The sequence below is a fragment of the Streptomyces sp. NPDC094448 genome (assembly GCF_044763775.1).
Lineage (GTDB): Bacteria > Actinomycetota > Actinomycetes > Streptomycetales > Streptomycetaceae > Streptomyces.
Window position 1 is genome coordinate 242,159 of sequence record NZ_JBIWGU010000009.1, and the last position, 24,434, is coordinate 266,592.

22 protein-coding genes and 1 riboswitch are annotated in these 24,434 nt (G+C 70.1%); of the genes, 8 read left to right on the forward strand and 14 right to left on the reverse strand.

Annotation, left to right across the window (positions count from 1 at the left end; genetic code table 11):
* Positions 1–30 precede the first annotated feature (30 nt).
* From ACIQ9E_RS19495 to ACIQ9E_RS19510, 4 genes are all read right to left on the reverse strand, one after another.
* Entirely contained in the window at positions 31–1,062 is a 1,032-nt protein-coding gene (locus tag ACIQ9E_RS19495) for an NlpC/P60 family protein (RefSeq protein WP_403708588.1), read from the reverse strand.
* A gap of 213 nt (positions 1,063–1,275) precedes the next feature.
* Entirely contained in the window at positions 1,276–2,310 is a 1,035-nt protein-coding gene (locus ACIQ9E_RS19500) for an NlpC/P60 family protein (RefSeq protein WP_403708590.1), read from the reverse strand.
* A gap of 384 nt (positions 2,311–2,694) precedes the next feature.
* Positions 2,695–4,056, reverse strand: coding sequence for an NYN domain-containing protein (locus tag ACIQ9E_RS19505; protein ID WP_403708592.1), 1,362 nt, complete (start codon positions 4,054–4,056; stop codon positions 2,695–2,697).
* Positions 4,057–4,102: 46 nt separating this feature from the next.
* The gene (locus ACIQ9E_RS19510) at positions 4,103–4,345 is read right to left on the reverse strand and encodes a hypothetical protein (RefSeq protein WP_006349738.1); all 243 of its coding nucleotides are present in this window, start codon (positions 4,343–4,345) and stop codon (positions 4,103–4,105) included.
* Between the two features lie 378 nt (positions 4,346–4,723).
* Between ACIQ9E_RS19510 and ACIQ9E_RS19515 the strand changes: the two genes are divergently transcribed.
* The 7 genes from ACIQ9E_RS19515 (at position 4,724) to ACIQ9E_RS19545 (ending at position 11,243) form a co-directional block, all read left to right on the forward strand.
* Entirely contained in the window at positions 4,724–5,389 is a 666-nt protein-coding gene (locus ACIQ9E_RS19515) for a rhomboid family intramembrane serine protease (protein ID WP_403708845.1), read from the forward strand.
* On the forward strand, positions 5,386–5,667 hold the full coding sequence (locus ACIQ9E_RS19520) for an Lrp/AsnC family transcriptional regulator (RefSeq protein WP_403708594.1): 282 nt from the start codon (positions 5,386–5,388) through the stop codon (positions 5,665–5,667). The genes ACIQ9E_RS19515 and ACIQ9E_RS19520 overlap by 4 nt, the downstream gene beginning before the upstream one ends.
* A 169-nt stretch (positions 5,668–5,836) precedes the next feature.
* Complete coding sequence (locus tag ACIQ9E_RS19525) at positions 5,837–6,259, forward strand: hypothetical protein (protein ID WP_403708596.1); 423 nt, start codon at positions 5,837–5,839, stop codon at positions 6,257–6,259.
* Positions 6,246–7,712: a sensor histidine kinase gene (locus tag ACIQ9E_RS19530; RefSeq protein WP_403708598.1), complete on the forward strand. Its 1,467-nt coding sequence runs from the start codon at positions 6,246–6,248 to the stop codon at positions 7,710–7,712. The genes ACIQ9E_RS19525 and ACIQ9E_RS19530 overlap by 14 nt, the downstream gene beginning before the upstream one ends.
* Entirely contained in the window at positions 7,709–8,371 is a 663-nt protein-coding gene (locus tag ACIQ9E_RS19535; RefSeq protein WP_403708600.1) for a response regulator transcription factor, read from the forward strand. The genes ACIQ9E_RS19530 and ACIQ9E_RS19535 overlap by 4 nt, the downstream gene beginning before the upstream one ends.
* A gap of 167 nt (positions 8,372–8,538) precedes the next feature.
* Complete coding sequence (locus tag ACIQ9E_RS19540; protein WP_403708602.1) at positions 8,539–9,954, forward strand: SLC13 family permease; 1,416 nt, start codon at positions 8,539–8,541, stop codon at positions 9,952–9,954.
* Positions 9,955–10,016: 62 nt separating this feature from the next.
* Entirely contained in the window at positions 10,017–11,243 is a 1,227-nt protein-coding gene (locus ACIQ9E_RS19545; protein ID WP_403708604.1) for a glycerate kinase, read from the forward strand.
* Here ACIQ9E_RS19545 and ACIQ9E_RS19550 read toward each other — a convergent pair.
* The 6 genes from ACIQ9E_RS19550 to ACIQ9E_RS19575 form a co-directional block, all read right to left on the reverse strand.
* Positions 11,168–12,592: an aminotransferase class V-fold PLP-dependent enzyme gene (locus ACIQ9E_RS19550; protein ID WP_403708606.1), complete on the reverse strand. Its 1,425-nt coding sequence runs from the start codon at positions 12,590–12,592 to the stop codon at positions 11,168–11,170. The two genes, ACIQ9E_RS19545 and ACIQ9E_RS19550, sit on opposite strands and share 76 nt — an antisense overlap.
* Positions 12,593–12,788: 196 nt before the next feature.
* Positions 12,789–12,906, reverse strand: a riboswitch (SAM riboswitch).
* 466 nt (positions 12,907–13,372) lie between these two features.
* A complete protein-coding gene (gene trpD / locus ACIQ9E_RS19555) occupies positions 13,373–14,434 on the reverse strand; it encodes an anthranilate phosphoribosyltransferase (RefSeq protein ID WP_403708608.1) in 1,062 nt (353 codons plus the stop codon).
* A gap of 132 nt (positions 14,435–14,566) precedes the next feature.
* Positions 14,567–16,249 carry a cytochrome bc complex cytochrome b subunit gene (locus ACIQ9E_RS19560; protein WP_403708610.1) on the reverse strand — a complete coding sequence of 561 codons (1,683 nt, stop codon included), beginning with the start codon at positions 16,247–16,249 and terminating at the stop codon, positions 14,567–14,569.
* Positions 16,246–17,328 carry a Rieske 2Fe-2S domain-containing protein gene (locus ACIQ9E_RS19565; protein ID WP_403708612.1) on the reverse strand — a complete coding sequence of 361 codons (1,083 nt, stop codon included), beginning with the start codon at positions 17,326–17,328 and terminating at the stop codon, positions 16,246–16,248. Before ACIQ9E_RS19565 ends, ACIQ9E_RS19560 begins: the two co-directional genes overlap by 4 nt.
* On the reverse strand, positions 17,325–18,134 hold the full coding sequence (locus ACIQ9E_RS19570; protein ID WP_366257738.1) for a c-type cytochrome: 810 nt from the start codon (positions 18,132–18,134) through the stop codon (positions 17,325–17,327). Before ACIQ9E_RS19570 ends, ACIQ9E_RS19565 begins: the two co-directional genes overlap by 4 nt.
* A 118-nt stretch (positions 18,135–18,252) precedes the next feature.
* Positions 18,253–18,870 (reverse strand): heme-copper oxidase subunit III, encoded by a 618-nt coding sequence (locus ACIQ9E_RS19575; protein ID WP_366257736.1) that lies wholly within the window; start codon positions 18,868–18,870, stop codon positions 18,253–18,255.
* Positions 18,871–19,052: 182 nt separating this feature from the next.
* Here ACIQ9E_RS19575 and ACIQ9E_RS19580 point away from each other — a divergent pair, with 182 nt between their 5' ends.
* The gene (locus tag ACIQ9E_RS19580; protein ID WP_403708615.1) at positions 19,053–19,454 is read left to right on the forward strand and encodes a hypothetical protein; all 402 of its coding nucleotides are present in this window, start codon (positions 19,053–19,055) and stop codon (positions 19,452–19,454) included.
* Between the two features lie 169 nt (positions 19,455–19,623).
* Here the strand turns inward: ACIQ9E_RS19580 and ACIQ9E_RS19585 are convergent, their stop codons facing one another.
* The 4 genes from ACIQ9E_RS19585 to coxB form a co-directional block, all read right to left on the reverse strand.
* Positions 19,624–20,874 (reverse strand): Ig-like domain-containing protein, encoded by a 1,251-nt coding sequence (locus ACIQ9E_RS19585; protein ID WP_403708617.1) that lies wholly within the window; start codon positions 20,872–20,874, stop codon positions 19,624–19,626.
* 121 nt (positions 20,875–20,995) lie between these two features.
* Positions 20,996–21,394 carry a cytochrome c oxidase subunit 4 gene (locus ACIQ9E_RS19590; protein WP_006349722.1) on the reverse strand — a complete coding sequence of 133 codons (399 nt, stop codon included), beginning with the start codon at positions 21,392–21,394 and terminating at the stop codon, positions 20,996–20,998.
* On the reverse strand, positions 21,391–23,118 hold the full coding sequence (gene ctaD / locus ACIQ9E_RS19595; RefSeq protein ID WP_403708619.1) for a cytochrome c oxidase subunit I: 1,728 nt from the start codon (positions 23,116–23,118) through the stop codon (positions 21,391–21,393). Before ctaD ends, ACIQ9E_RS19590 begins: the two co-directional genes overlap by 4 nt.
* Complete coding sequence (gene coxB, locus ACIQ9E_RS19600; RefSeq protein ID WP_403708621.1) at positions 23,115–24,110, reverse strand: cytochrome c oxidase subunit II; 996 nt, start codon at positions 24,108–24,110, stop codon at positions 23,115–23,117. The genes ctaD and coxB overlap by 4 nt, the downstream gene beginning before the upstream one ends.
* Positions 24,111–24,434 lie beyond the last annotated feature (324 nt).

The window sequence follows — 24,434 nt, forward strand, 5'->3', positions numbered from 1 at the left end:
TACGGAACGCGCGGCCCGGTGGCCGGATGTTCAGACCCGGGTGACCGAAGAGACGGGCATCATGCCGACCGGGTCGTAGCGGACGGCGGCGCCGGGGTAAGGGGCGTGGACGACCTGTCCGTTGCCGACGTACATGCCGATGTGGCTGGCGTCGTCGCGGTAGGCGACGAGGTCGCCGGGGCGGGCCTGGGAGAGCGGTACCCGCTGTCCGGCGTACCGCTGGGCCTGTGAGGTACGGGGCAGTCCGACGCCCGCCTGGGCGTAGGACCACTGGGTGAGGCCGGAACAGTCGAAGCCGGAGGGCCCGTTGGCGCCCCAGATGTAGGGCCGGCCCACGGCGCTGCGGGCCGCGTCGACGGCGGCGGCGGCGCGGGCGGAGGGTGCGGCGCCACCGGGGGCGAGGAGCGGGCCGCGGGCGGAGCGGGAGGCGCGGGCGTAGGGGTCGCGTTCGCCGTCGGGGAGGGTGTTCAGGACCCTTCGGGCCGCGGCGAGTTTCCGTTCGACGGACTGTTTGTGGCGGGCGACGGCGGCCCGGGAGCGTTCCAGTTCGGCGAGGTCGCGGACGGCTTCGGCGCGCTGCTGGGCCAGTTCGCGCTGGGCGTGGAGATAGGCGTTGAGGGTGCCGGCCTGGCGGGCACTGATCCGGTCGAGTACCTCGGCCCGGCGGAGGAAGGTGTCGGGGTCGGAGGAGAGCAGCAGCATCAGGGCCGGGTCGGTGCCGCCGAAGCGGTACTGGGCGCCCGCGACCGCGCCGAGGGCGCCGCGCATCCGGTTGACCCGCTCCTGGCCGCGGGCCAGGGCGTCCTGGGCGGCTCTGGTGCGCTGCCGCAGCTTCCCGGCCCGTTCTTCGGCCAGGTTGAAGTCCTCGGTGGCGCGTTCGGCGTCGGCCAGCAGCCGGTCGACGCCTGCGCGGGCCGACCGGGGGGTCGTGGGTTCGCCGGGCGCGGCGCCCGCCGGGACGGCACCGAGTGCGGCGGCCGTGGCGGCGGCTGCCGCGGAGAGGACGGTGAGCCGGGCCCCGTGGGCGGGGCCGGGCGGTGAGGACCGTCGATGGGACGCCACGGAGGCGGGCTCCTTCCGCGTACGGGAATTCGTGCGCGGCAGACAGTAGCCGGGCGATCACCCCGCGGGCACGGGCGGTACGGGCGGATACGGCCGCGCCCCGCCGGGAGACCACAGGTCAACGGCGGGGCGCGGGGTCGGTCCGGGGGGCGGAGATTCGCCCGATCGGGCGGCATGCCCGGGTGTGGCGCGGGTACGGGCCCGCGGCGGGCGTCAGCCGACCCGCACACCGAACTGGAACGGCATGTTGTTCATGGACTCGTAACGCACCACGGCTCCGGAGCGCGGCGAGTGAAGGACCTGGCCGCCGCCCGCGTAGAGGCCGACGTGGTGCAGGTCGCCGTAGAAGATGACCAGGTCGCCGGGCTTGAGGTCGCTCTGCTTGTAGATCCGCGTACCGGCGTTGGCCTGGTCCTGGGACATCCGCGGGAGTTTGACGTTGGCCTGCTTGTACGCCCAGGAGGTGAAGCCGGAGCAGTCGAAGGAGTTGGGGCCGGTGGCGCCCCAGAGGTACGGCTTGCCGATCTTGCTCTGGCCGGCGGCGAAGGCGGCTGCCGCGGTGCTCGACCCGGGCAGTGTCGTGCCGAGGTCGGGCCGGGCGCTGGTGGCGGCCCGGTTGGCGCGGGTCTCCTCCTGCTTGATCTCGGCCCGCTCCTTGGCGGTGAGGGTGTTCAGCAGCTTCTGCGCGGCGCTCAGCTTGGCCTGCACCTCGCGCTTCTTGGCGCCGAGCTGCTCACGGGTCTCGGCCAGGTCGGCGAGCTTGCCCTGGGCCTCCTTGCGCTGCTGCGCGAGGTCGCGCCGCTTCTCCTGGATCGCGTCGATGGCATCGCTGTGCCGGCTGCCGATCCGGTCGAGCGCGGACGCCTTGTCGAGGTAGGTGTCCGGGTCGGAGGAGAGGAAGAGCTGGAGCGCCGGGTCGATACCGCCGGAGCGGTACTGGGCGGCGGCGACCGTTCCGAGGTTGTTGCGCAGGGTGTTCAGCTCGTCCTGGCCGCGGGCGACCCGGTCCTGGACGGCGTCGACCTGCTTCTGGAGCTGGTCCTGCTTCTCCTTGGCGCCGTTGAACTTCTCGGTGGCCTGCGCGGCCTCCTCGTACAGCTTGTCGACCTTCGCCTTGACCTCGCTCTTGCTGGGCTGCGGGGCGGCGTTGGCGCTCTGGGAGGTCAGCGCGACGGCCGCGGCGGCGGTCGCGGTGAGAACGGTGACGCGGGTACGGCCCGGCTGCTTGGCACGACGGTGGGACGCCACGGAGGCGGGCTCCTTCTCCTCGGCACCGCCTGCCGGAAGGGGACGTACGTCCCCGGCTGCGCTCCGAGCGGCTCCCCCGTGAAACGGCCGTCGGTGGCGGATTCGGCGGTTCTTCGCTGTCACCCCGGCTGGGCGATCAACCGTGCGAAGGTTCGAGGCCCGACCCTAGTGATACTCCTGTGATCAGTTCAAATCCTCATCGGAAAAATTCCGGCCGTCCGGGCATTCTTTTACCCTCGCCCCACCCTGTGTCAGGGGTAGTTGACCGTCCGTTCCGCACCGTAGGACCTCAGGAGGCATCAAAAGAGGCGCACTGTGCGGAAATCGGGGTGTTCGGCGCCAACGGGGCGAGGATGCTCCGGAATCGGGCCCGGGAGCCGGGTTTCAGACCCGGGACAGCCTCTTGAGCAGCAGCAGCGAAGCCACCGGGCGGGCCCCGGCCTTGGCGACGCCGTCGGCGACCTCGCGGTCGGTGGAGACGACGACCAAGGGGCGCCCCGGCGGCTCGGCCCGTACCAGCTGGCGGATCAGCTCGTCGGCGGTCACCCCGGGCTTGGAGAACAGCACCCGCACGCCGCGCGGCGGGGCGAGCAGCACCGGTGCGGCCAGTTCGGCGCCGTCGAAGACACAGGTGATCTCCGCGCCGGTCTGGGCGGCGAGCACCGAGAGCCCGCCGAGGAGCCGCAGCCGCTGCTTCTCCAGCGGCATCGTCGGATAGCCGGTTTTGGTGACGTTGTAGCCGTCGACGACCAGATGGACCTGGGGCAGGGCGAGCAGCTGGTCGAGCAGGGCCGGATCCGTCTCCGACAGGGCGCGGGCCGCGATGTCCTTGGGCGACATCCGGCCGGGTTCCACGGCGTCCACGGTGTCCGCGGGATGGACGGAGGCGGGCGGCAGGGCCAGTTCCCTGCGGAGCCCCTGGGCGGCGTCGAGCACGGTGTCCAGCAGCAGCCGCAGCCGCATGTCCTCGATCGAGCGGCCCTCGCGGGCGGCCCGCCGCCCGGCCTCGGCGCTCGCCTCGGCCTCCCCGAGCCGGGCCTTGAGCCGGCGGGTCTCGCTCTCGGCGGCGGAGACCTGGGCCGCCGCCTCCGCTCGGGCCGTGTCCAGTTCGGTGCCCGCGCGGCGCAGCGCGGCCTCACCGCGTTTGAGGTCGCTCTCGGCGGAGCGCAGCTTCCGGCGAAGCGATTCCGCTTCCTTGCGGGCCGTCTCCAGCTCCGTCCGCAGCCGTTCGGTCTCGCTGCGGGTCAGGGTCCGGGCCTCGGCCAGTTCGTCCCGGAGCCGCTCCAGCTCCAGCCGTCCGGCCTCGTCGGCGCGCTCGGCGTCCGCGCGCTGGGCCTCCTCGCCCGCGGCGGCCACCAGCTTCACCCATCCGGTGGGCCGCACGATGTACGCGGCGGCGGCCACGTCCAGCGGATCGGCGGCGGCCGGCGGGGCACCCGCGGCCAGCGCGGCGCACAGCTCGGGCTGCGCGGTGGTGATCCGCTCACCGATGCGCCGGCGGAAGACGGGGTCGCTCTCCAGCGCCGCGGCCATCGCGTTGCCCGCGAGCCGGGCGCGCCGGGAGGGGGTGAAGCGGGCGTACTGCCGGAGCTGAGCGGGCAGCTCCGGCACGGTCAGCCCGCCGAAGGCGTCGGCGACCAGGGCCACGACCCTGCGCCGGACACCCTCCGGCAACGGCCGGTCGAGCGCCTCCGCGGCGTCACCGGCCGGCCCGGCCGGTTGGGCGCCGCTCTCAGGCTGCTCCACGATCCGTCACCCCACTACCCGTCAACCGAGACCCGGCCGCCTCCGCTCAGGAGGTCGCGCCGGGCCTGTCCACCAGCTCGATCTGATCCACGGCGTTGCACCAGCGGCAGCGCACGGAGTCGATGGTCTCACTGAGCACCTCCCGCTCCTCGACGGCGGGCTCTCCGGCCAGGTCCAGATGGACGTACTCCACGACCTTGGAGGAGCGGGTCACGTCGAAGCGGGTCAGGTTGCCGCAGAGCGTGCAGCGCCAGCGGGTGTCGGCCGTCGGCGTGGGCACCGTCGTCATCGTTCCGTCCGTCCTGTTCGTCACGGGTTGCATCCGGTCTGATCCTTGCGGTTCGTGCGGTTGGTCCGTTCACCGCGGTGCGCCGTCGAACTGCGGGTGTACTGCCCGTAACTCTATGGCCTCGCGGGGGTGCGGTGACACGGCGAGGCACTCTGTACCGCTTGATGCCCTTACGCCATTATTTGCCCCGTGAGTCCTTGGCAACAGGCGGCCCGGCGCGCACTCGACGCGGCGGCGCGACGGGCCCCGCGCGGAGCGCGCCGTACCACCGGGACCGGTGCGGGATGTCCGCCGCAGGAGGGAGACGCCCCCGCACCCGGGGCGGCGGCTCCCGGCGCCGATCCGCCGGACGGCGGCCCTCCGGTCGTCACCCGGACGCTGATCGCCGTCTGCTGCGCGGTCTTCCTCATCGGCCCGGTATCGGGGTTCAACCGCTCCTACGGCACCGGGGAGGCCCTCACCGCCGCCCAGGGCGCGTACTTCGCCCGCTGGGGGGTGATCCCCGCCGCGCTCGTCGACGGGACACCGGGCGCCCTGCTCACCCCGCTCACCGCCCTCTTCGTACACGGCAACTGGCTGCATCTCCTCGGAAACATGCTCTTCCTCTACGTCTTCGGCGCCATGACCGAGGAACACCTGGGGCGACTGCGGTTCACCCTCTTCTATCTGGGGGCCGGCTATGCGGCCCTGGCCGCCTACGCCGTCGCCAACGCGGACTCCGAACAGACCCTGGTCGGCGCCTCGGGGGCGATCTCGGCGGTGCTCGGGGCCTTCCTCTTCCTCTTCCCGAAAGCCCGGGTCACCAGTCTCTTCCCGTTCCTCTTCTTCCTGCCGCTGCGCTTCCCGGCCCGGCTGGTGCTGGTGTTCTGGTTCGTACTCCAGTGGCTCGCGGCGACGGGGCTCGGCCAGGGCTCGCCCGCGGTGGCCTATCTGGCGCATCTGGTGGGGTTCGCGATCGGCTTCCTCTACGCGTGGGGACGTTTCCGGCGTCCGGCTAGAGTGAAGGCACCAGCAGCGGCCACCGAGGGAGACAGCCAACCGTGATCACCGCGATCGTGCTCATCAAGACCAGCGTGGACCGCATCCCCGAGATCGCCGACGAGATCGCGGCGCTGGAGAACGTGAGCGAGGTCTTCTCGGTGACCGGGACGTACGACCTGATCGCCATGGTCCGGGTGCCCCGGCACGAGAATCTCGCCGAGGTGATCCCGGGCCGGATCAGCAAGGTCGAGGGCGTCCTCGGCACCGACACCCATGTCGCGTTCCGTACGTACTCCCAGCACGATCTGGAAGCCGCGTTCGCCATCGGCCTGGACGCCTGACGGCGGGCCGGGACCATCCGGCCGCTCCCCCGGCGGGCCCCGTGGCCCCCGTCACAGTGGCCACAGCACCCTCGCCACCAGCAGCTTTCCCTACAGGAAACGTTCTGATGAGGAATTCTTCATCTTCTTCTCATCCGGATGACGCCCTGCGGCTCCCACCATCGACACCATGCTCTTCTCCCACCGCATCGCGGCCCTGATCGCCGTCGTCGCGATCCCCCTCGGGATCGCGGTGACCAGCTACGCCCTCACCGACAGCTCCGACACCCCCAAGGTCCCGCCGAAGGTGAAGCTGGAGTCCGAATCGCCCGGCGGCCCCACGGGAACGGCCGGCAGCCCCGGCCCGGCCCAGGGCGACGAGACGGTGGCGCCCCCGGTGAGCGAGAACCCGGGCGACGACGACGCTCCCCCGGCCACCCCGTCGCGGAACCCGGCCACCGACCGGCCGGCCACGAACGGCGGGGCCACCGGAGGCGGCACCGGAGGTGCTACGGGCGGTGGTACGGGTGGCGGAGCGACCAAGCCCGCACCGGGCAACAACGGCGGGGACGACGACGGCCCGGGAGGCGACGACTTCGGTGACGACGGCTGAACCACTGCGCCGCTGGGTCACCGCACGGGCCCGGACCGTCTCGGCCCGGGCCCGGATCCTTCTCTGGCTGCTCATCGTCATGGCCGTGGCACTCGCCGCGGTGGCCCTGGCGACCCGGTCGGCGCTGCTGCGCGACGCCGACCACCGGATCAACGGTCTGCTGGCCCAGGAGACCAATGAATTCGCCAACTTCGTCCAGCAGGGCTTCGACCCCGACACCGGACAGCGGTTCACCGACCCCAACCCGCTGCTGAAGGTCTTCCTGGCACGCCAGTACCCGGACCCGGACGAAGAACTCATCGGCCTCATCGACAACCCCGCCGCCAGGGACGGGCTGGACACAAAGCAGCAGGGCCGCGACCACAAGATGCGCCGTCCGCTGGTCAAGGACACCACGTCCCTCAAAGACATCCTCGACTCCGGCGACAACTCGGGCACCCTCCGGCGCCCCGACGGCGAGATCCGCTGGGCGAAGGTCCCCATCGAGTCGGCGGGCGGCCACCCCCCGGCGGCGTTCGTCGTCGCCGTCCACCCCGCCGGTGAACGCGAGAAGGCGACCGACGTCTTCCATATGCTGCTCGCGATATCCGGCATCGCCCTGTTGCTGACCACCGGCATCGGCTGGGTCGTCGCGGGCCGCATCCTCCGTCCCGTACGGCTCGTCCGCACCACCGCCGCCCAGTTGACCGAGCAGGACCTGACCCAGCGCATCCCGGTCGAGGGCCGCGACGACATCGCCGCGCTCGCCGAGACCTTCAACGCCATGCTCGACCGGCTGGAGCGGGCGTTCGCGGCGCAGCGGGAGTTCGTCGACGACGCGGGCCATGAACTCCGTACCCCCATCACCATCGTCCGGGGCCATCTGGAGCTGATGGGCGACGATCCGGCCGAGCGGGAGGAGACCGTCCGGATCGTGATGGAGGAACTCGACCGGATGAGCCGGATCGTCGAGGACCTGCTGCTGCTGGCCAAGGCGGAGCGGCCGGACTTCATCACCCCCGAGCCGGTCCAGACCGGGGAGCTGACGGCCGATGTGTTCGTCAAGGCGCGGGCGCTCGGCGAACGGGACTGGCAGCTGGCCGGGGCGGTCGACGCCGAGGTCATGCTCGACTCGCAGCGGATCACCCAGGCCATGGTGCAGTTGGCGCAGAACGCGGTCCAGCACACCGTCATGGGGCAGCGGGTCAGCATCGGCTCGCGCGATACGGGCGACCGCATCGAGCTGTACGTCGCCGACAGCGGGCCGGGCGTTCAGCCGCAGGACGCCGAGGTCATCTTCGAGCGGTTCCGCCGCGGCACCGCCCGCCGCGGCTCCCGGGCCACCGGCGCCGGGCTGGGGCTCGCCATCGTCAAGGCCATCGCCGAAGGGCACGGCGGGCACGTCGAACTGCGCCCGACCGGAGGCGGCGGCGCCACCTTCGTTCTCGTACTCCAGAAGGAAGCGACCCCGTGAGCCGGATACTCATCGTCGAGGACGAGGAACGCATCGCGTCGTTCGTGGAGAAGGGACTGCGCGCCAACGGCTTCACCACCAGCGTCGTCCACGACGGGGACGCGGCCTACGACTACGCCGTGACCGGCGGCTTCGATCTGGTCGTCCTCGATATCGGACTGCCCGGCCGGGACGGCTTCACCGTGCTGCGCCAACTGCGCGAGGCCCAGGTATCGGTGCCGGTGATCGTGCTGACGGCCAGGGACTCCGTACGGGATACGGTCGCCGGTCTGGAGGGCGGCGCCGACGACTGGATGACCAAACCGTTCCGCTTCGAGGAGCTGCTGGCCCGGGTCCGGCTGCGGCTGCGCACGGCCGCCCGCGCGCCGGAGGTCACCGTACTGCGCAACGGCGAACTCACCCTCGACCTGCGGACCCGCCGGGCCCGCTCCGGGGAGCGGCTGGTCGATCTGACGGCCCGTGAATTCGTCCTGCTGGAACTCTTCCTGCGCCACCCGGGGCAGGTGCTGTCCCGGGAGCAGATCCTCTCCCATGTCTGGGGGTACGACTTCGACCCCGGCTCCAACATCGTCGACGTCTACGTCCGGGCGCTGCGGAAGAAGCTGGGGGCCGACCGGGTGGAGACGGTCCGCGGCATGGGCTACCGCCTGCCGGAGTGACCCCGGCCCGTCGGGGCGCAGCCATCGGGAGCCGTACGGTGAACACGCCGTACGGCTTCCGCGCGCCACCCGCCGTACCGCGATGCGCTCCCGGCCGTACGGCTTGGTGAAGTTCCTTTCATCAACGGCTCATGAAGTGCTCACCGCACGGATGAAACCTCTATTCCGTGACACTGAACCTGCGACAGGCCGCGACCCTCTGTGTGGCGCTCAGCATCTGCGCGCTGCTCGTCGTTCCCGGCAATTTCCCCGGACTGGGCGGCGACGCCCGGATCACCCTCGGCGTCTTCGCCATCGCCACCTGCGCCTGGATCGGCACCCCGATCGACGACACCTATATCGCGCTGGGTGCGGGGCTGGCGCTCACGGCGACCGGGGTGATCACCAGTGACACCCTTTTCGGAACCCTCGGCGACGACACGGTCTGGCTGCTGATCTGCGCCTTCGTCCTGGCCGCCGCGGTGGCCAGGACCGGGCTCGCCGGCCGGGCCGCGGCCTTTCTGGTCACCGGCGCCCGGACGGTCCGCCAGCTCGTCCATCTGACCACCGCGGCCCTGGTGGTCACGGCCTTCGCGGTGCCCGCGACCTCCGGGCGGGCGGCGCTCGCGCTGCCGGTGTTCATCGCGCTGGCGAAGGCGCTGGCCGACCGGAAGCGGCTGGTGGTGATGCTGGCGCTGCTGTTCCCGACGGTGATCCTGCTCTCCGCGGTGGCGACCCTCATCGGCGCCGGCGCCCATCTGATCACGGTGTCCGTGCTCTGGGAGGCCACCGGGGAGAGCATCGGTTTCGCCGAATGGCTGCTGATCGGGCTGCCGCTGGCGATCGTCTCCTCCCATCTGGCCGCCGAGGTGGTGCTGTTCACCACCACGAAGCGGGCGGACCGCACCGGCCCCGTGCACATCACCGCCGAGGAGATCCAGGAGCACACCGAGGCCCCGGTCACCGGGCCCTGGTCGCAGGCGGAGGCGCGCTGTGCGCTGCTGCTGGCCACCGTGGTGGCGCTGTGGTGCAGCGAACCGCTGCACCGGGTGCCGCCGGCCGTGGTCGCGCTGATCGGCGCGGTGGTCGCCGCATCGCCCGCGCTGGGGACCGTCGGACTGAAGGATGCGCTGAAGACCGTGCCCTGGTCGATGCTGCTCTTCATGGCCGCGACGATGGCGATGGGTGTCGCGCTCGCCGACTCCGGGGCCGCGAAGTGGCTGGTCGGCGGGGTACCGCTGGATGTGCCCGCGTGGGCCTTCCTGGCCGTCGTGGTGGTCGTGTCGACCCTGGCGCACCTCGTCCTGCAGTCCCGTTCGGCCCGTTCCTCGGTACTGGTGCCGCTGGTCGTGGCGGCGGCCGTGGGCGCCGGGGTCAACCCGGTGGCGGCGGCGCTGGCGTCCACGGCGGCCGCCGGGTTCTGCCATACGCTGCCCGCTTCCGCGAAGCCCGTCACCCTCTACTCCGATATACCGGATATCCCCACGTACACCCCTCGCGATCTGCTGCGGATGTCCGCGGTGCTGGCGCCCATGACCGCCGCGCTGGTGCTGCTGTTCGCGGTGGCGGTCTGGCCCCTGGCCGGCGTTCCCGTCACCCCCTGAGCCACGGCCGGTCCGCGCCCCTCACCCTCACTTGTTCCTCACCCGTACCGGGAGTTCATACGATGCTGACCCGTTTCGCCGTCGCCCCCAGCGGCTTCAAGGAGTCCCTGTCCGCCCAGTCCGCGGCCGAGGCCATCGCCGCCGGGGTCCGCCGGGTGGTGCCCGGTGCCGAGATCGACCTCATCCCCCTGGTGGACGGCGGGGAGGGCACCGCCGAAGCGCTGGCCGCCGCCTCGGGCGGGCGGCTCGTCCGGCTGACCGCCACCGGGCCCACGGGCCGGCCGGTCGCCACACATTTCGCGATGCTCGACAAGTACACGGCCGTGGTGGAGATGGCCGCGGTCGCCGGTCTGTCGCTGGTCCCGCGCGAGCTGCGGGACCCGGCCGCCACCACGACGTACGGCGTCGGGGAACTCATCCGTGCCGCGCTCGACGAGGGCGCCCGGGAGATCCTCGTGGGCTGCGGCGACTCCGGCACCTCCGACGGCGGTGCGGGCGCCCTCCAGGCCCTCGGGGCACGGCTGCTCGCCGCGGACGGCACGGAACTCCCCCACGGCGGGCGGGAGCTGCTCCGGCTGGACCGGATCGACGTCTCCGGTCTCGACCCGCGGCTCGGCCGCACCGATATCCGCGTCGCCTGCAATCCGTTCAACGTGCTCTGCGGCGAGCGGGGTGTGGCCCGGGTCTTCGGCCCCCAGAAGGGTGCGACGCCCGAGCAGGTCGAGCAGTTGTCGGCGGCGCTGGAGCACTGGGCGGACGTCCTCACCCGGGATCTGGACGTCCGGGCCGATCTGTACGAGGGCCCGGGGACCGGCGCCTCCGGCGGGCTCGGCGCGGGGCTCGCGGCGCTCGGCGCCCTGCTGCTGCCGCGGTTCGAGGTGCTGCTCGAACATCTCGACCTCGACGCCCGGCTGGCCCGGGCGGATCTGGTGCTCACCGCGGAGGGGGCGCTCGACCACCAGACCACCCGCGGCAAGGTGCCCGCCGAGGTCGCCCGGCGGGCCAAGCGGTACGGCCGTCCGGTACTGGCCCTGGCGGGCACGATCGGGGAGGGCGCGCACCAGGTGCGGTCGGCGGGGGTGGACGCGTACAGCGGCATACTGCCGGCTCCGGTGACCCTGACCGAGGCCCTCGGCCGCGGCGGGGAGTTCCTCACCGACGCGACCGAGCGGGCGCTGCGGATGGTGCTGATCGGGACGCGGATCCCGGAGCGTCAGCCGGTCGGCGCGGGGGCCGCCGCGGGTGCGGTGCCGGGGTCGGGGACGCACCGGCCGTCCTCGGTGCGGTAGGACCAGCGGGCGCCGTCGGTGACCAGCTCGCGGACGGCGCCGATGAAACGGTCCAGGTGCTCGTCGGGCGTACCGGCGCCGAAGCTGACCCGGATGGCGTTGAGCGACCGCTCGCCCGGCTCGGCCTCGGGGGCACCGCACTCGCCCGGGTCCTGGGGGTCGCTGCCCAGCAGGGTACGGACCAGGGGGTGGGCGCAGAACAGGCCGTCGCGGACGCCGATGCCGTACTCGGCGGAGAGCGCGGCGGCGAAGTGGGAGCTGTTCCAGCCCTCGACGACGAAGGAGATCACACCGACCCGCGGGGCGTCGTCGCCGAACAGGGAGAGGACCTTGACCTCCGGGACCTCGGCGAGGCCGGCGCGGACGCGGTCCACGAGCGCCTGCTCGCGGGCGACGAGACCGTCGAAGCCGGCTTCGGTGAGGGCGCGGCAGGCGGCGGCGATCGCGTAGACGCCGATGACGTTCGGCGAACCGGCCTCGTGGCGGGCGGCCGTCGTGTGCCACTCCACCTCGACGCCGCCGTCGGCGCGGCGGGCGACCTTGCGGGAGGCGCCGCCGCCCGCGAGGTACGGATCGGCCGCGCGCAGCCAGTCGGAGCGGCCCGCGAGGACGCCCGAGCCGAAGGGCGCGTACAGCTTGTGTCCGGAGAACGCGACCCAGTCGACGTCCAGCTCCTGGACGGAGACCGGGTGGTGCGGGGCGAGCTGCGCGGCGTCGAGGACGATCCGGGCGCCGTGGGCGTGCGCGGCGGCCGCGAGTTCCCTGACGGGCCACAGCTCGCCGGTGACGTTGGAGGCGCCCGTGACGCAGACCAGCGCCGGGCCGTACGGGTCCCGGTCCGCGAGGGCCCGCTCCAGGGTGGTCACGGCATCGCCGGGGGTCCGCGGCGCGTTGAGGTACGTCACCCGGGCATCCCGCCACGGCAGCAGCGACGCGTGGTGCTCGGTCTCGAAGACGAAGACCTGGCAGCCGGCGGGGAGGGCGGCGGCGAGGAGGTTCAGGGAGTCGGTGGTGGAGCGGGTGAAGACGACCTGGTCGCCGTCGCGGCAGTCGAGGAATTCGGCGACGGTGCGGCGGCTGTTCTCGAAGAGGTCGGTGGAGAGCTGGGAGAGATAGCCCGCGCCCCGGTGGACGCTGCCGTAGTACGGCGCGTACGCGGCGACATCGTCCCAGACCCGCTGGAGGGCGGGGGCGCTGGCGGCGTAGTCGAGCGCGGCGTAGGTCACTTCGCCGCCGGTGACGAGCGGCACGGTGACATCGCTGCCGAGGACGGGGAGGGGAGCGGAGGCGGTGGTCGCGGCGGGGGCGGTGGTGGTGGCGACGGGCTGCGGACACACGGATGCGGACATGGCGAACTCTCCCGGGAGGGCAGGCGGAATGAAGGCTTCAAAAGCCCCGCACGGCAGACGGAGGAGGCGCGTGGTGCTCGGGCGCACGGCGTTCCGGGGTACGGGGAGGTGCTGAAGAAGGGGCTACGAGGCCCTATCGCATTCGCTTGCTCACGAGGCTGCTCCCTTGAGGACCAGGACCCCAGGGTGTAGCAGGGGTCCGCGCTTGCCGCGGGCCTCGCTGCCCACGGCCTGGTCTTCACCCGGGGCACCCCGCCACGGACGGAGGGTTGCCGGACAGCGGGCCGGGGCCGTAGTCGCTGTCACTCATGACCTGGCCCAAACCGTATGCGACAGCCTGCGACCTCGCAACCCCGTCCGGTATCCGGACAACCCGGCCGTCCCGGGGCCCGGCCTCGGCCCGGTGCCGTCCCGTAACGAGTCGGTCCGCGGCGAGTGCAGTGTCTGCAGGGCTTGTTTGCCGGCTGCGAGCCGCCATGGGCCGTTCGCGCAGTTCCCCGCGCCCCTACCTGGTCGTCCCGCCCCTGAATCGGTCGCCGTCCATGAGGTCTCCCTCTCCGGCGGAATGAGGACAAGGTCTTGGGGGGCGCGGGGAACTGCGCGACAAGCCACCGACGGCCCGCGGCCGGGAGCAGACATCGCCGGTTCCGGCGCCTGCCGTCAAAGCCCGGGTGGGGCGGGTGACCGTGGCATCAGAGATCTCCCGCACACCCTCGTGGGCCTCCGTCGGGCAGCCGCAGGGGCCCAGGGCCCTGCCGTTTCCCGCGCCCGGGCCGGAGGCTACTTCGTGGCCTGGATCCAGCGGGTCAGCGTCGCCGATGCCGCTCCCGAGTCCAGGGAGTCCGCCGCACGGGCCGCCGCCGCCGCGATCTGGGTCGTCAGGGGCTCGTCCGTCGGTGCCAGCGCGACCAGCGCCGCCGCCGCGTTCAGCACGACCGCGTCCCGTACCGGCCCCCGCTCCCCCGCGAGCACCCGGGTCGCGACCTCCGCGTTGTAGGCGGCGTCCGCGCCGCGCAGGGCTTCGACGGGGACGAGGTCGATGCCGACGTCACGGGGGTCGAACGCCTCCTCCCGTACCGTGCCGTCACGGACGATCCAGACCCGGGACGTCGCCGTGGTGGTCAGTTCGTCCAGACCGTCGTCACCGCGGAAGACCAGCGCCGACGAGCCCCGCTCGGCCAGCACCCCGGCCATGATCGGGGCCATCCGGGCGTCGGCGACGCCCGTCGCCTGCGCCCCGACCCGGGCGGGGTTGGTCAGCGGGCCGAGGAAGTTGAAGGTGGTCCGGATCCCGAGTTCCTTCCGCGCCGCCGCCACATGCCGCAGCGCCGGGTGGAACTTCACCGCGAAGCAGAAGGTGATCCCCGCCTCTTCGGCGACCTCCGCGACCCGCTGGGGCGTCAGCTCCAGATTGACGCCGAGCTTCTCCAGGACGTCGGAGGCGCCGGACGCGCTGGAGGCGGCGCGGTTGCCATGCTTGACGACCTTGGCGCCGGTCCCGGCGACCACGATCGACGCCATCGTGGAGATGTTGACGGTCTTGGCGCCGTCGCCGCCGGTACCGACGATGTCCACCGTGGGGCCCGGCACGTCGATGAGATGAGCGTGCTCATACATCGTGCGTACCAGACCGGAGATCTCCGCCACGGTCTCGCCCTTGGCCCGCAGCGCCACCGCGAAACCGGCGATCTGCGCGTCGGTCGCCTCACCGCTCAGGATGCGGTCCATCGCCCACGCCGTGGCATCCGCGCTCTGGTCGTGGTCGGTGAGCAGGGAGTCGAGTACGGCCGGCCAGGAGTGGGCCGCCACGCTGTCGCCGCCTGCCGGGGTCACAACGTTCATGGTCCGCTCCCGGGGTCCATCGTGAGTAAGGGATACGGCCCACCCTATCCAGCGCCGGGTACGGCAAAGAGCCCCGTCCGGGCAGTGGACGGGGCTCTTGCCGTGGCGACGCTTTCAGCGGTCGGTCAGCGGTCAGTGCTTGCCGCTGGTGACCTCCTCGTGCTCACCGTGGCCATGGCCGTGACCATGGGCCGCGGCGATCTCCTCGTACTCCTCGCGCGTGGCCTTGGGGATCTGGTTCCCCTCGCCGTAGAAGCCCTTGCTGAGCTTCGCGCGGAACTTCTGCACGGGCGAGATCTTGCGGCGCACACCGTTCTCGTCGACCTCGGGGCCGATTTCGAGCGGCTGGTGCTGGGTGTGCGCGGTGAGGGTGTGCAGATCCGCCTGGCTGAGCGGCTCGTGCACCTCGATGAACTCTCCGTGCGGCAGCCGCTTGATGATGCCGGACTCGCGTCCGTGCAGCACCTTGTCGCGGTCGCGGCGCTGGAGACCCAGGCAGATGCGCTTGGTGATGATGAACGCCAGGACCGGTCCGACGAAGAAGAAGATCCGGACGAACCAGGTGATCGCGTTGATCGACAGATGGAAGTGGGTGGCGAAGAGGTCGTTGCCACCGCCGACCAGCATGATGAAGTACGCGGTCAGCCAGGCCACACCGAAGGCGGTACGGGTCGGGGCGTTGCGCGGGCGGTCCAGGATGTGGTGCTCGCGCTTGTCGCCGGTGACCCAGGACTCGATGAACGGGTAGACGGCGATGGCGGCCAGCACCAGCGGGAAGATCACCAGCGGGATGAACACACCCAGGACCAGGGTGTGGCCCCACGCGTTGATCTCCCAGCCCGGCATCACACGGATCAGACCCTCGGCGAAGCCCATGTACCAGTCGGGTTGCGCGCCGGTGGAGACCTGGTCGATCCGGTAGGGACCGACCGACCAGACCGGGTTGAGCGTCGCGATCGCCGCGATCACCGCGATCACACCGAAGACCAGGAAGAAGAAGCCTCCGGCCTTGGCCATGTAGACCGGCAGCAGCGGCATGCCGACGACGTTCTTGTTGGTCCGGCCCGGGCCCGCGTACTGCGTGTGCTTGTGGTAGATGACCAGGATCAGATGGGCCACCAGCAGGCCCATCATGATGCCGGGCAGCAGCAGGATGTGGATCGAGTAGAACCGCGGCACGAAGTCGTGCCCGGGGAACTCGCCGCCGAACAGGAACATCGAGATGTACGTACCGACGATCGGCACGGACAGGATCGCGCCCTGCATGAACCGGACACCGGTGCCGGAGATCAGGTCGTCCGGAAGCGAGTAACCGGTGAAGCCGGTGAACATGCCCAGGACCAGCAGCAGGAAGCCGAACAGCCAGTTGACCTCGCGCGGCTTGCGGAACGCGCCGGTGAAGAAGACGCGCATCATGTGGACCATCATCGCGGCGACGAAGATCAGCGCGGCCCAGTGGTGGATCTGGCGGATCAGCAGACCGCCGCGGACGTCGAAGCTGATGTCCATGGTCGAGGCGAACGCCTCGGACACCTTCACGCCCTGGAGCGGCACATAGCTGCCCTCGTAGACGATCTCGTTCATCGACGGGTTGAAGAACAGCGTCAGATACACACCCGTGAGGATGATGATGATGAAGCTGTAGAGGCAGATCTCACCGAGCATGAAGGACCAGTGGTCCGGAAAGATCTTCCGCATATTGGCCTTGGCGAGGGAGTAGATCCCCAGCCGGCCGTCGGCCCAGTCGGCGACCCGCTCGCCCGCGGGTGCCTTCCGGTCATCCGCGGACTGCTTGTTCTCGGTCGTAGTACTCATCCGCGCTCCCAGAAGGCGGCACCGACAGGCTCCTCGAAGTCGCCGAGCGCTTCAAGGTTGCCCTCGGCGTTCACGCCGATCCGCAGCTGCGGAAGCGGGTGACCCGCCGGGCCGAAGATGACCCGGGCGCCGTCGGAGAGGTCGAAGGTGGATTGGTGACACGGGCACAGCACGTGGTGTGTCTGCTGCTCGTAGAGGCTGATCGGGCAGCCGACGTGGGTGCAGACCTTGGAGAAGGCGACGATGCCGTCGTGCGACCAGTCCAGCTCGCGCTTGTCCTTGATGTCCTCCGGCTTGATCCGGACGAGCATCAGGGCCGCCTTGCCCATCTGAATCTGCCAGTCGTGGGCGTGCGGGTCGAGGCCCTCGGGGCTCGCGAAGACCAGCGAGCCGACCGTGATGTCCTCGGGACGCAGCGGCTCATTGGTGTTCATGTTGATGAGCTGCTTGCCCTTGGCCCACAGGGTGGAGCGGAGCTTCTTCTCCGGCAGCGGACCGAGGTCGCGCAGCAGCACCACACCGGAGAGCGGCACCAGGGCCATCGCGCCGAACATGGTGTTCCGGACCAGCTTGCGCCGGCCGAAGCCGGACTCCTCGTTACCCGCCCGCCAGTCGGCCATGACCTGGGCCTTGACCTCGGGGGACGCCTCGATCGGGTGCCGGTCGTCGGCGACTTCCGCATCGGACATCAGGGTACGGGCCCAGTGGACCGCGCCCGCGCCGATGCAGAAGAGGGCGACGCCCAGGGTCAGACCGAGCGAGAAGTTCAGCGCGCTCACATGGCCGAACGGGAAGATGTACACGATCTTGTCGACCGGGAAGATGACGTAGCAGGCGATGAAACCCACCGTCGCCAGCATCGACAGCGTGAACAGCAGTGCGACCGTGCGCTCGGAGCGCTTGGCCGCGGCCTCGTCGATGTCCTGGATTCGCGGCTTGTGGGCCGGCAGTCCGGGGTCGGCGAACGGGTCCGCGGAACCGGTCCCGTGCGGGGTCACGGCGGAGCCGCCCCCGGCCGCGCCGTGCGCGGCGTCCTGCTCGTGCGGCAGGTTCTCTTCTGGAATGTCTTGGCTACTCATGACTTCTTGGCCTTAGCGGTGTGGGCCGCGACCCAGACGGCAACTGCGATCAGCGCGCCGAGCCCGAAGACCCACGCGAAGAGACCCTCAGAAACGGGGCCGAGAGCACCGAGGGAGAGACCACCGGGGCTCTCCGCCTGGCTGTCGTTCATCTCCTGGACGTAGGCGATGATGTCCCGCTTCTCCTGCTCCGGCATGATGCCGTCGGGGAAGGAGGGCATGTTCTGCGGGCCGGTCTGCATGGCCTCGTAGATGTGCTTGGCGCTGACGCCCTCAAGGGTGGGGGCGTACTTGCCCTCGGTGAGCGCGCCGCCCTTGCCCGAGAAGTTGTGGCACTGGGCACAGTTGTTACGGAAGAGGTCGCCGCCCTTGGCGACGTCCGCGCCCGTGGGGCTGTACTGCTTCTCGGTCGGTGTGACCGGGCCGGCACCCATCGCGCCGATGAAGGCCGCCAACTGGTCGACCTCGGCCTGGGTGTAGATGGCCGGCTTCTTCGGCACCTGGGCGCCGGGCTGCTGGGCCGGCATCCGGCCGGTGGTGACCTGGAAGTCGACCGCGGCGGAACCGACGCCGACCAGGCTCGGGCCGTCGGACGTACCTTCGCCGCCCGTTCCGTGGCAGCTCGCGCAGCCGACGGTATAGAGCTTCTTGCCCTCCTCGATGGCGAGGGACTGGGCGGTTTCGTCAGCCTGTGCCTTGTCCGCGGGCGCGAACGCGGCGTACAGCCCCCCGGTGGCCGCCAGCGCGAGGAGTAGGACGACGATCGCCGCCAGCGGATGGCGTCGTCGTGCGGAGAGCTTTTTCACGGATTACCCCGGTGTCAGGATTTTCTGCGTCGTGCTTCTGGACTGTGTCTGTCTGCGTCTGCCCGGCGGTCTGCCGCCGGCAGCGGCTCGTGCGTCGGGCGGCGGACCGCCCGCCCCATTACTTGATCATGTAGATCGTGAGGAAGAGGCCGATCCAGACGACATCGACGAAGTGCCAGTAGTAGGACACGACGATGGCGGAGGTGGCCTGCTCATGGGTGAAGCGCCGGGCCGCGTAGGTACGGCCCAGAACCAGCAGGAAGGCGATGAGACCGCCGAGGACGTGCAGTCCGTGGAAGCCGGTGGTCAGGTAGAAGACCGAACCGTAGGGGTCCGACTTCAGCGAGAGACCGTGCTGGACCAGCGCGGTGTACTCGTACACCTGGCCGCCGATGAAGATCGCGCCCATGATGAAGGTGACGATGAACCAGGTCCGGAGCTTCTTCACATCACCGCGCTCGGCGGCGAAGACGCCGAGCTGACAGGTGAGTGAGGAGAGCACCAGGATCGTGGTGTTCGTCGCCGAGAAGGGAAAGTCGAGAAGGTCCGCCCGCTCACTCCAGAAGTCGGCACCCGTCACCGAACGCAGAGTGAAGTACATCGCGAAGAGGGCCGCGAAGAACATCAGCTCGGAACTCAACCAGATGATGGTTCCGACGCTGGTGAGGTTCGGTCGATTGACCGACGGGTGCGCGTGCCCGATATCTACTGTCGTTGCTGTCGCCACGACCGACATTATGTCGGTCGCTTATCCCGCCCTCACTCCGGGGGGTGCCGTTCGGTGTGTCAGCGGCCCCGTCCCAGCTCGAACGGCCCATCGCGCGGGCCGGAGAGCGGGCGGCGGGCGGCTGTCGGCGCCGTGGTGGACGGAGTAGCATCCGCCCCATCGGTACCAGGGTCCGAAGACGCGGAGGAACGATGCAGCCGACCGCCACCGTGCTGGTCTACAGCGACAACGCCAACACCCGTGAGCAGGTGCGGCTGGCCGCGGGACGGCGGCCGGCCCCCGATGTGCCGCCGGTCGAGTTCGTGGAGTGCGCCACCCTGCCCGCCGTACTGGCCCGGCTGGACCGGGGCGGAATCGACGTGTGCGTGCTGGACGGCGAGACCGTGCCCGCCGGCGGGATGGGCGTCTGCCGCCAGATCAAGGACGAGATCTTCGACTGCCCGCCGGTGCTGCTGCTGATCGGGCGCCCGCAGGATGCCTGGCTGGCGACGTGGAGCCGGGCGGACTCGGCGGTGACGCTGCCGGTGGATCCGGTGGAGCTGGCCGGTGCGCTGGCGTCCCTGCTGCGCTCCCGTACCGCCGTGGAGGCCTGACGGACGGCTGTTCGCCCTTCGGGGGTTTCCCGGGGGCCCTGCGGCGGCCGGCGGTCGCCGCAGGGCCCCCGTTCCGCTTTTCGGGTGAATGGTCGACCCGGGGCGCGGAGGTTCCCGTACGGCCCCCCTGAGCGCGTTGTGAGGCCGTACGGGTGATCGGGGCCGCGGTTCAGATCCGCGGGCGCAGCCGGGCGGCGTCGGTGGCGCTGCTGCCGTCGGGCTTGGTGTCGGCGTTCAGGGCGCTGCCCTCGCGCCATTCCGGCCACTCCATGTTCCAGTCGCCGTATCCGTTGCCGAAGACGTCCATGTCCTCGCCGATGCTGTTGATCACCTCGACGAGGTCGCCCTCCTGGAAGTTCTCGTAGAACCAGGCGGCGTTCCGGGTGGACATACCGGTGCAGCCGTGACTGACGTTGGCGTAGCCGTGGGAGCCGAGGGACCAGGGCGCGGCGTGGACGTACTCGCCGCTCCAGGTGACCCGGGTGGCGTAGTAGACGGGCAGGTTGTACGCCTCGGAGCCGCCGATGCCGACGCTGGAGCCGCGCATGCGGACGAAGTATTCCTTGCCGAGCACGACCTTGACGCCGTTGCGGGTGGCGAAGCCCGGCTTGCCGGTGGTGATCGGCACGGACCGGATCACCTCGCCGTTCTGGAGCACGGTCATCCAGTGGGAGGAGGCGTCCACGATGGCCTCCATCCGGTCGTCGAAGGTCATCTTCAGGGGCTCGCCGGGAGGTCCGCCGTAGAGCCCCTTGGCGACCTTCACGCCCTGGAGGTTGTTGGTGACCGTGACCTTGCCGCCCTCGGGCCAGTACTCCTTGGGGCGGTAGTGCAGGACATCGTCGTTGAGCCAGTGCCAGGCGCCTTCGACACCGGGTTTGACGTCGACCTTGAGGCCGCGCTCCACGGCCTTGCGGGAGGCCTTGTCCACGGGCGCGCTCAGCTCGGCGATGATCGGCTGGCCGACGCCGTACTCACCGCTCTCCGGGGCGAACTCGACGGTCAGATGTTCCTTGGCGGGGGCGGTGGCGAAGGTGAGGTTGCGGCTGCCGGGGGAGCCCTCGGGGTTCTCCGTGGCGACCCGGGCGGTGTACTTGGCACCGGCCGACAGGGCGCCGGTGGAGCGCCAGCGCACACCGTCGGCGGACAGCTCGCCCGCGAGGTGGTGCCCGGTGTCGTCCACCACGGACACATCCGTGATGCGGCCCTCTTCACGCTTCACGGTGACTTCAAGCGGTTTGTCGGGGTTCACCTTGGTACCCCCCTGGGGGGTATTGAAGGTGACCTGCTTCGCCGCGTCGTAGGGCTTGACGGTCAGCGGGTCGGGGCCTGCCTCCCCGCAGGCGATCGCAACCGCACCGAGGGAGACCAGCAGCAGGGAGCAGCGGAGCACGGTGCGAAACCGGGGCGTCTGGTTCATAGCTCACACCGTAGGAAGATCGCCTCCCGGGAGCGCGCTGGATGCGTACAAAAGGGGAAGGCCCGGGTCCCCCTGGGTGAAGGGGGACCCGGGCCCGGTGTGTGTCGTTGACACGGACCGTTTACTGGTTCTGGTTCTCTCCGCGGTAGTACTCGAAGACCCAGGCCCAGATGCCGACCAGGATGATCGGCGCCGAGAAGTACATCAGCCACCAGCCGATCGCCACCGAGAGGAAGGCGAGGGCTCCGCCGGAGGCCAGGAAGAGCGGCGCCCAGCTGTGCGGGGAGAAGAAACCGACCTCGCCGGCCTCGTCGGCGACGTCCGCTTCCTTGTCGTCCTGGGCCATGGCGTCGACTCGCTGCGCCGTGAAGGCCAGGTAGAAGCCGACCATGAGGCTCAGGCCGAAGGCCATGAAGAGCGCGGTGGTACCGGCCGGCTCCTTCGACCAGACGCCGTAGAGGATGGCGATGGCGAGGATGAAGACGCTCAGCCAGATGAACATCCGTCCTTGGATCTTCACTTGCCGGCCTCCTTCCCGGAGATCTGGGCGGTGTCGCCGTGGTCCAACTGGTCGAGCGCGGCGATCTCCGGGTGGTGCAGATCGAACGCGGGCGATTCGGAGCGAATCCGCGGAAGGGTGAGGAAGTTATGCCGCGGCGGCGGGCAGGACGTAGCCCATTCGAGGGAACGGCCGTAGCCCCACGGGTCGTCGACCTCCACCTTCTTGCCGTACTTCGCCGTCTTCCAGACGTTGTAGAAGAACGGCAGCAGCGAGGCGCCGAGAACGAAGGAGCTGATCGTGGAGATGGTGTTCAGCGCGGTGAATCCGTCGGCGGCGAGATAGTCCGCGTACCGGCGCGGCATGCCCTCGGCACCCAGCCAGTGCTGGACCAGGAAGGTGCCGTGGAAGCCGAGGAACAGCGTCCAGAAGGTGATCTTGCCGAGCCGCTCGTCCAGCATCTTGCCGGTGAACTTCGGCCACCAGAAGTGGAAGCCGGCGAACATCGCGAAGACCACGGTGCCGAAGACGACGTAGTGGAAGTGCGCGACGACGAAGTACGAGTCGGAGACGTGGAAGTCCAGCGGCGGCGAGGCCAGGATGACACCGGTCAGACCACCGAAGGTGAAGGTGATCAGGAAGCCGATGGTCCAGAGCATCGGTGTCTCGAAGGACAGCGACCCCTTCCACATGGTGCCGATCCAGTTGAAGAACTTCACACCGGTCGGGACCGCGATCAGGAAGGTCATAAAGGAGAAGAACGGCAGCAGCACACCGCCGGTGACATACATATGGTGCGCCCACACCGTCACCGAAAGGCCGGCGATGGCGATGGTCGCGGCGACCAGGCCCATGTAGCCGAACATCGGCTTCCGGGAGAAGACCGGAATGATCTCCGAGACGATGCCGAAGAACGGCAAGGCGATGATGTACACCTCTGGATGCCCGAAGAACCAGAAGAGGTGCTGCCAGAGCAGTGCACCGCCGTTTGCGGCGTCGAAGATATGGGCGCCGAATTTACGGTCGGCCTCCAGCGCGAAGAGCGCGGCGGCGAGCACCGGGAAGGCGAGCAGCACCAGCACACCGGTGAGCAGCACGTTCCAGGTGAAGATCGGCATCCGGAACATCGTCATACCCGGTGCGCGCATGCAGATGATCGTGGTGATGAAGTTGACCGAGCCGAGGATCGTACCGAAGCCGGAGAAGGCCAGACCCATGATCCACAGATCGGCGCCGACGCCCGGCGAGCGGACGGCGTCCGACAGCGGGGAGTAGGCGAACCAGCCGAAGTCGGCCGCACCCTGCGGGGTGAGGAAGCCGGCCACCGCGATCAGCGAGCCGAAGAGGTACAGCCAGTACGCGAACATGTTCAGCCGCGGGAACGCCACATCGGGCGCACCGATCTGGAGCGGCATGATCCAGTTGGCGAATCCGGCGAACAGCGGCGTCGCGAACATCAGCAGCATGATCGTGCCGTGCATCGTGAACGCCTGGTTGAACTGCTCGTTCGACATGATCTGCGTGCCGGGGCGAGCGAGTTCGGCGCGCATGAAGAGCGCCATCACGCCACCGATGACGAAGAACACGAACGACGTGACCAGGTAGAGCGTACCGATGGTCTTGTGGTCGGTGGTGGTCAGCCACTTCACCACCACGTTGCCGGGCTGCTTGCGCCGGACCGGCACCTCGTTCTCGTACGAGTCGTCGGTCGCGGCGGCACCCTGGGGTTGATTGAGGATGCTCACAGTTGCTTCTTCTCCGCGTTGATGGCCGGCGTGGTCTGCGCGATGCCTGCCGGGACGTACCCGGTCTGACCCTTGTCCGCCAGCGTCTTCAGGTAGTCCTGGTACTCCGCGGGCGAAACGACCTTGACATTGAAGAGCATCCGGGAGTGGTCGACACCGCAGAGTTCGGCGCACTTGCCGAGGAAGGTGCCCTCCTGCGTGGCGGTGACCTCGAACGCGTTGGTGTGGCCCGGGATGACGTCCTGCTTGAACAGGAAGGGGACCACCCAGAAGGAGTGGATGACGTCGCGCGAGGTCAGGATGAAGCGGACCTTCTCGCCCTTCGGCAGTACCAGGGTCGGGCCCGGGTTACCGGTCTCGGGGTTCCGGGTGCCGGGGATGCCGGCCTCCCAGACGCCGCCCGCGTTGGCGGGGAGGTCGTCGCGCCACTTGTCGGGGATCGCCTTGAGGTTCTTGTCCGTCTTGGCGTCGCCCGTGGAGCCCGGGACGTTCTCGATGTAGTTGAAGGCCCAGCTCCACTGGAAGCCGACCACGTTGACCGTGTGCTTCGGCTTGTCGGAGAGGGAGAGCAGCTTCGACTCGTCACGTGCGGTGAAGTAGAAGAACACCGAAACGATGATGAGCGGGACCACGGTGTACAGCGCCTCGATGGGCAGGTTGTACCGGGTCTGCGGAGGAACCTCGATCTTGGTGCGGCTGCGCCGGTGGAAGAACACGCTCCACAGGATCAGACCCCAGACGAGGACGCCCGTGACGAGCGCCGCCGCCCACGAGCCCTGCCAGAGGGAGAGGATGATGGGCGCCTCTTCCGTAACCGGGGTGGGCATGCCCAGCCGGGGGAAGTCTTCCCAGGTGTATTCGCAACCGGTGGCGGTAACCAGGATCAGGCCCGCAGTCAGCACCTGCGGCAGCTTCCGCCGCATCGGGCGCCGCGACACGGGGGTACCACCCGCGCCATGGCTGCGGGGGAGGTCGGAGCCGTTGGGACTCACGTAGCGCCTTCCCGAGAGTCTCGGCCCGCGCGCGACGGGTGCGGCCGTCACGCTGGTCGGTCGCCGGCCCTGACGCGGGCAGGGGTTTGGATGTTTATGCGGACCAAACCCTACTGGACGCTATTTGGGGTCGCGCGGGGAGGGTGCCCAACGCGCCGCCCGACCCCCTGAAGGGGTGGAATCACCCCGAAATTTACCCTGATTTCCCCCTCAAACGACCGGGGGTGAGGGGTGCCTCGGGGCCATTCGGGCGGGCCGTCGCGGAATCCCGGGCCCCCTTCCCGGACCGGGTGGAGCCGGGGGTTCCGCCGGGTGACGGCCCGC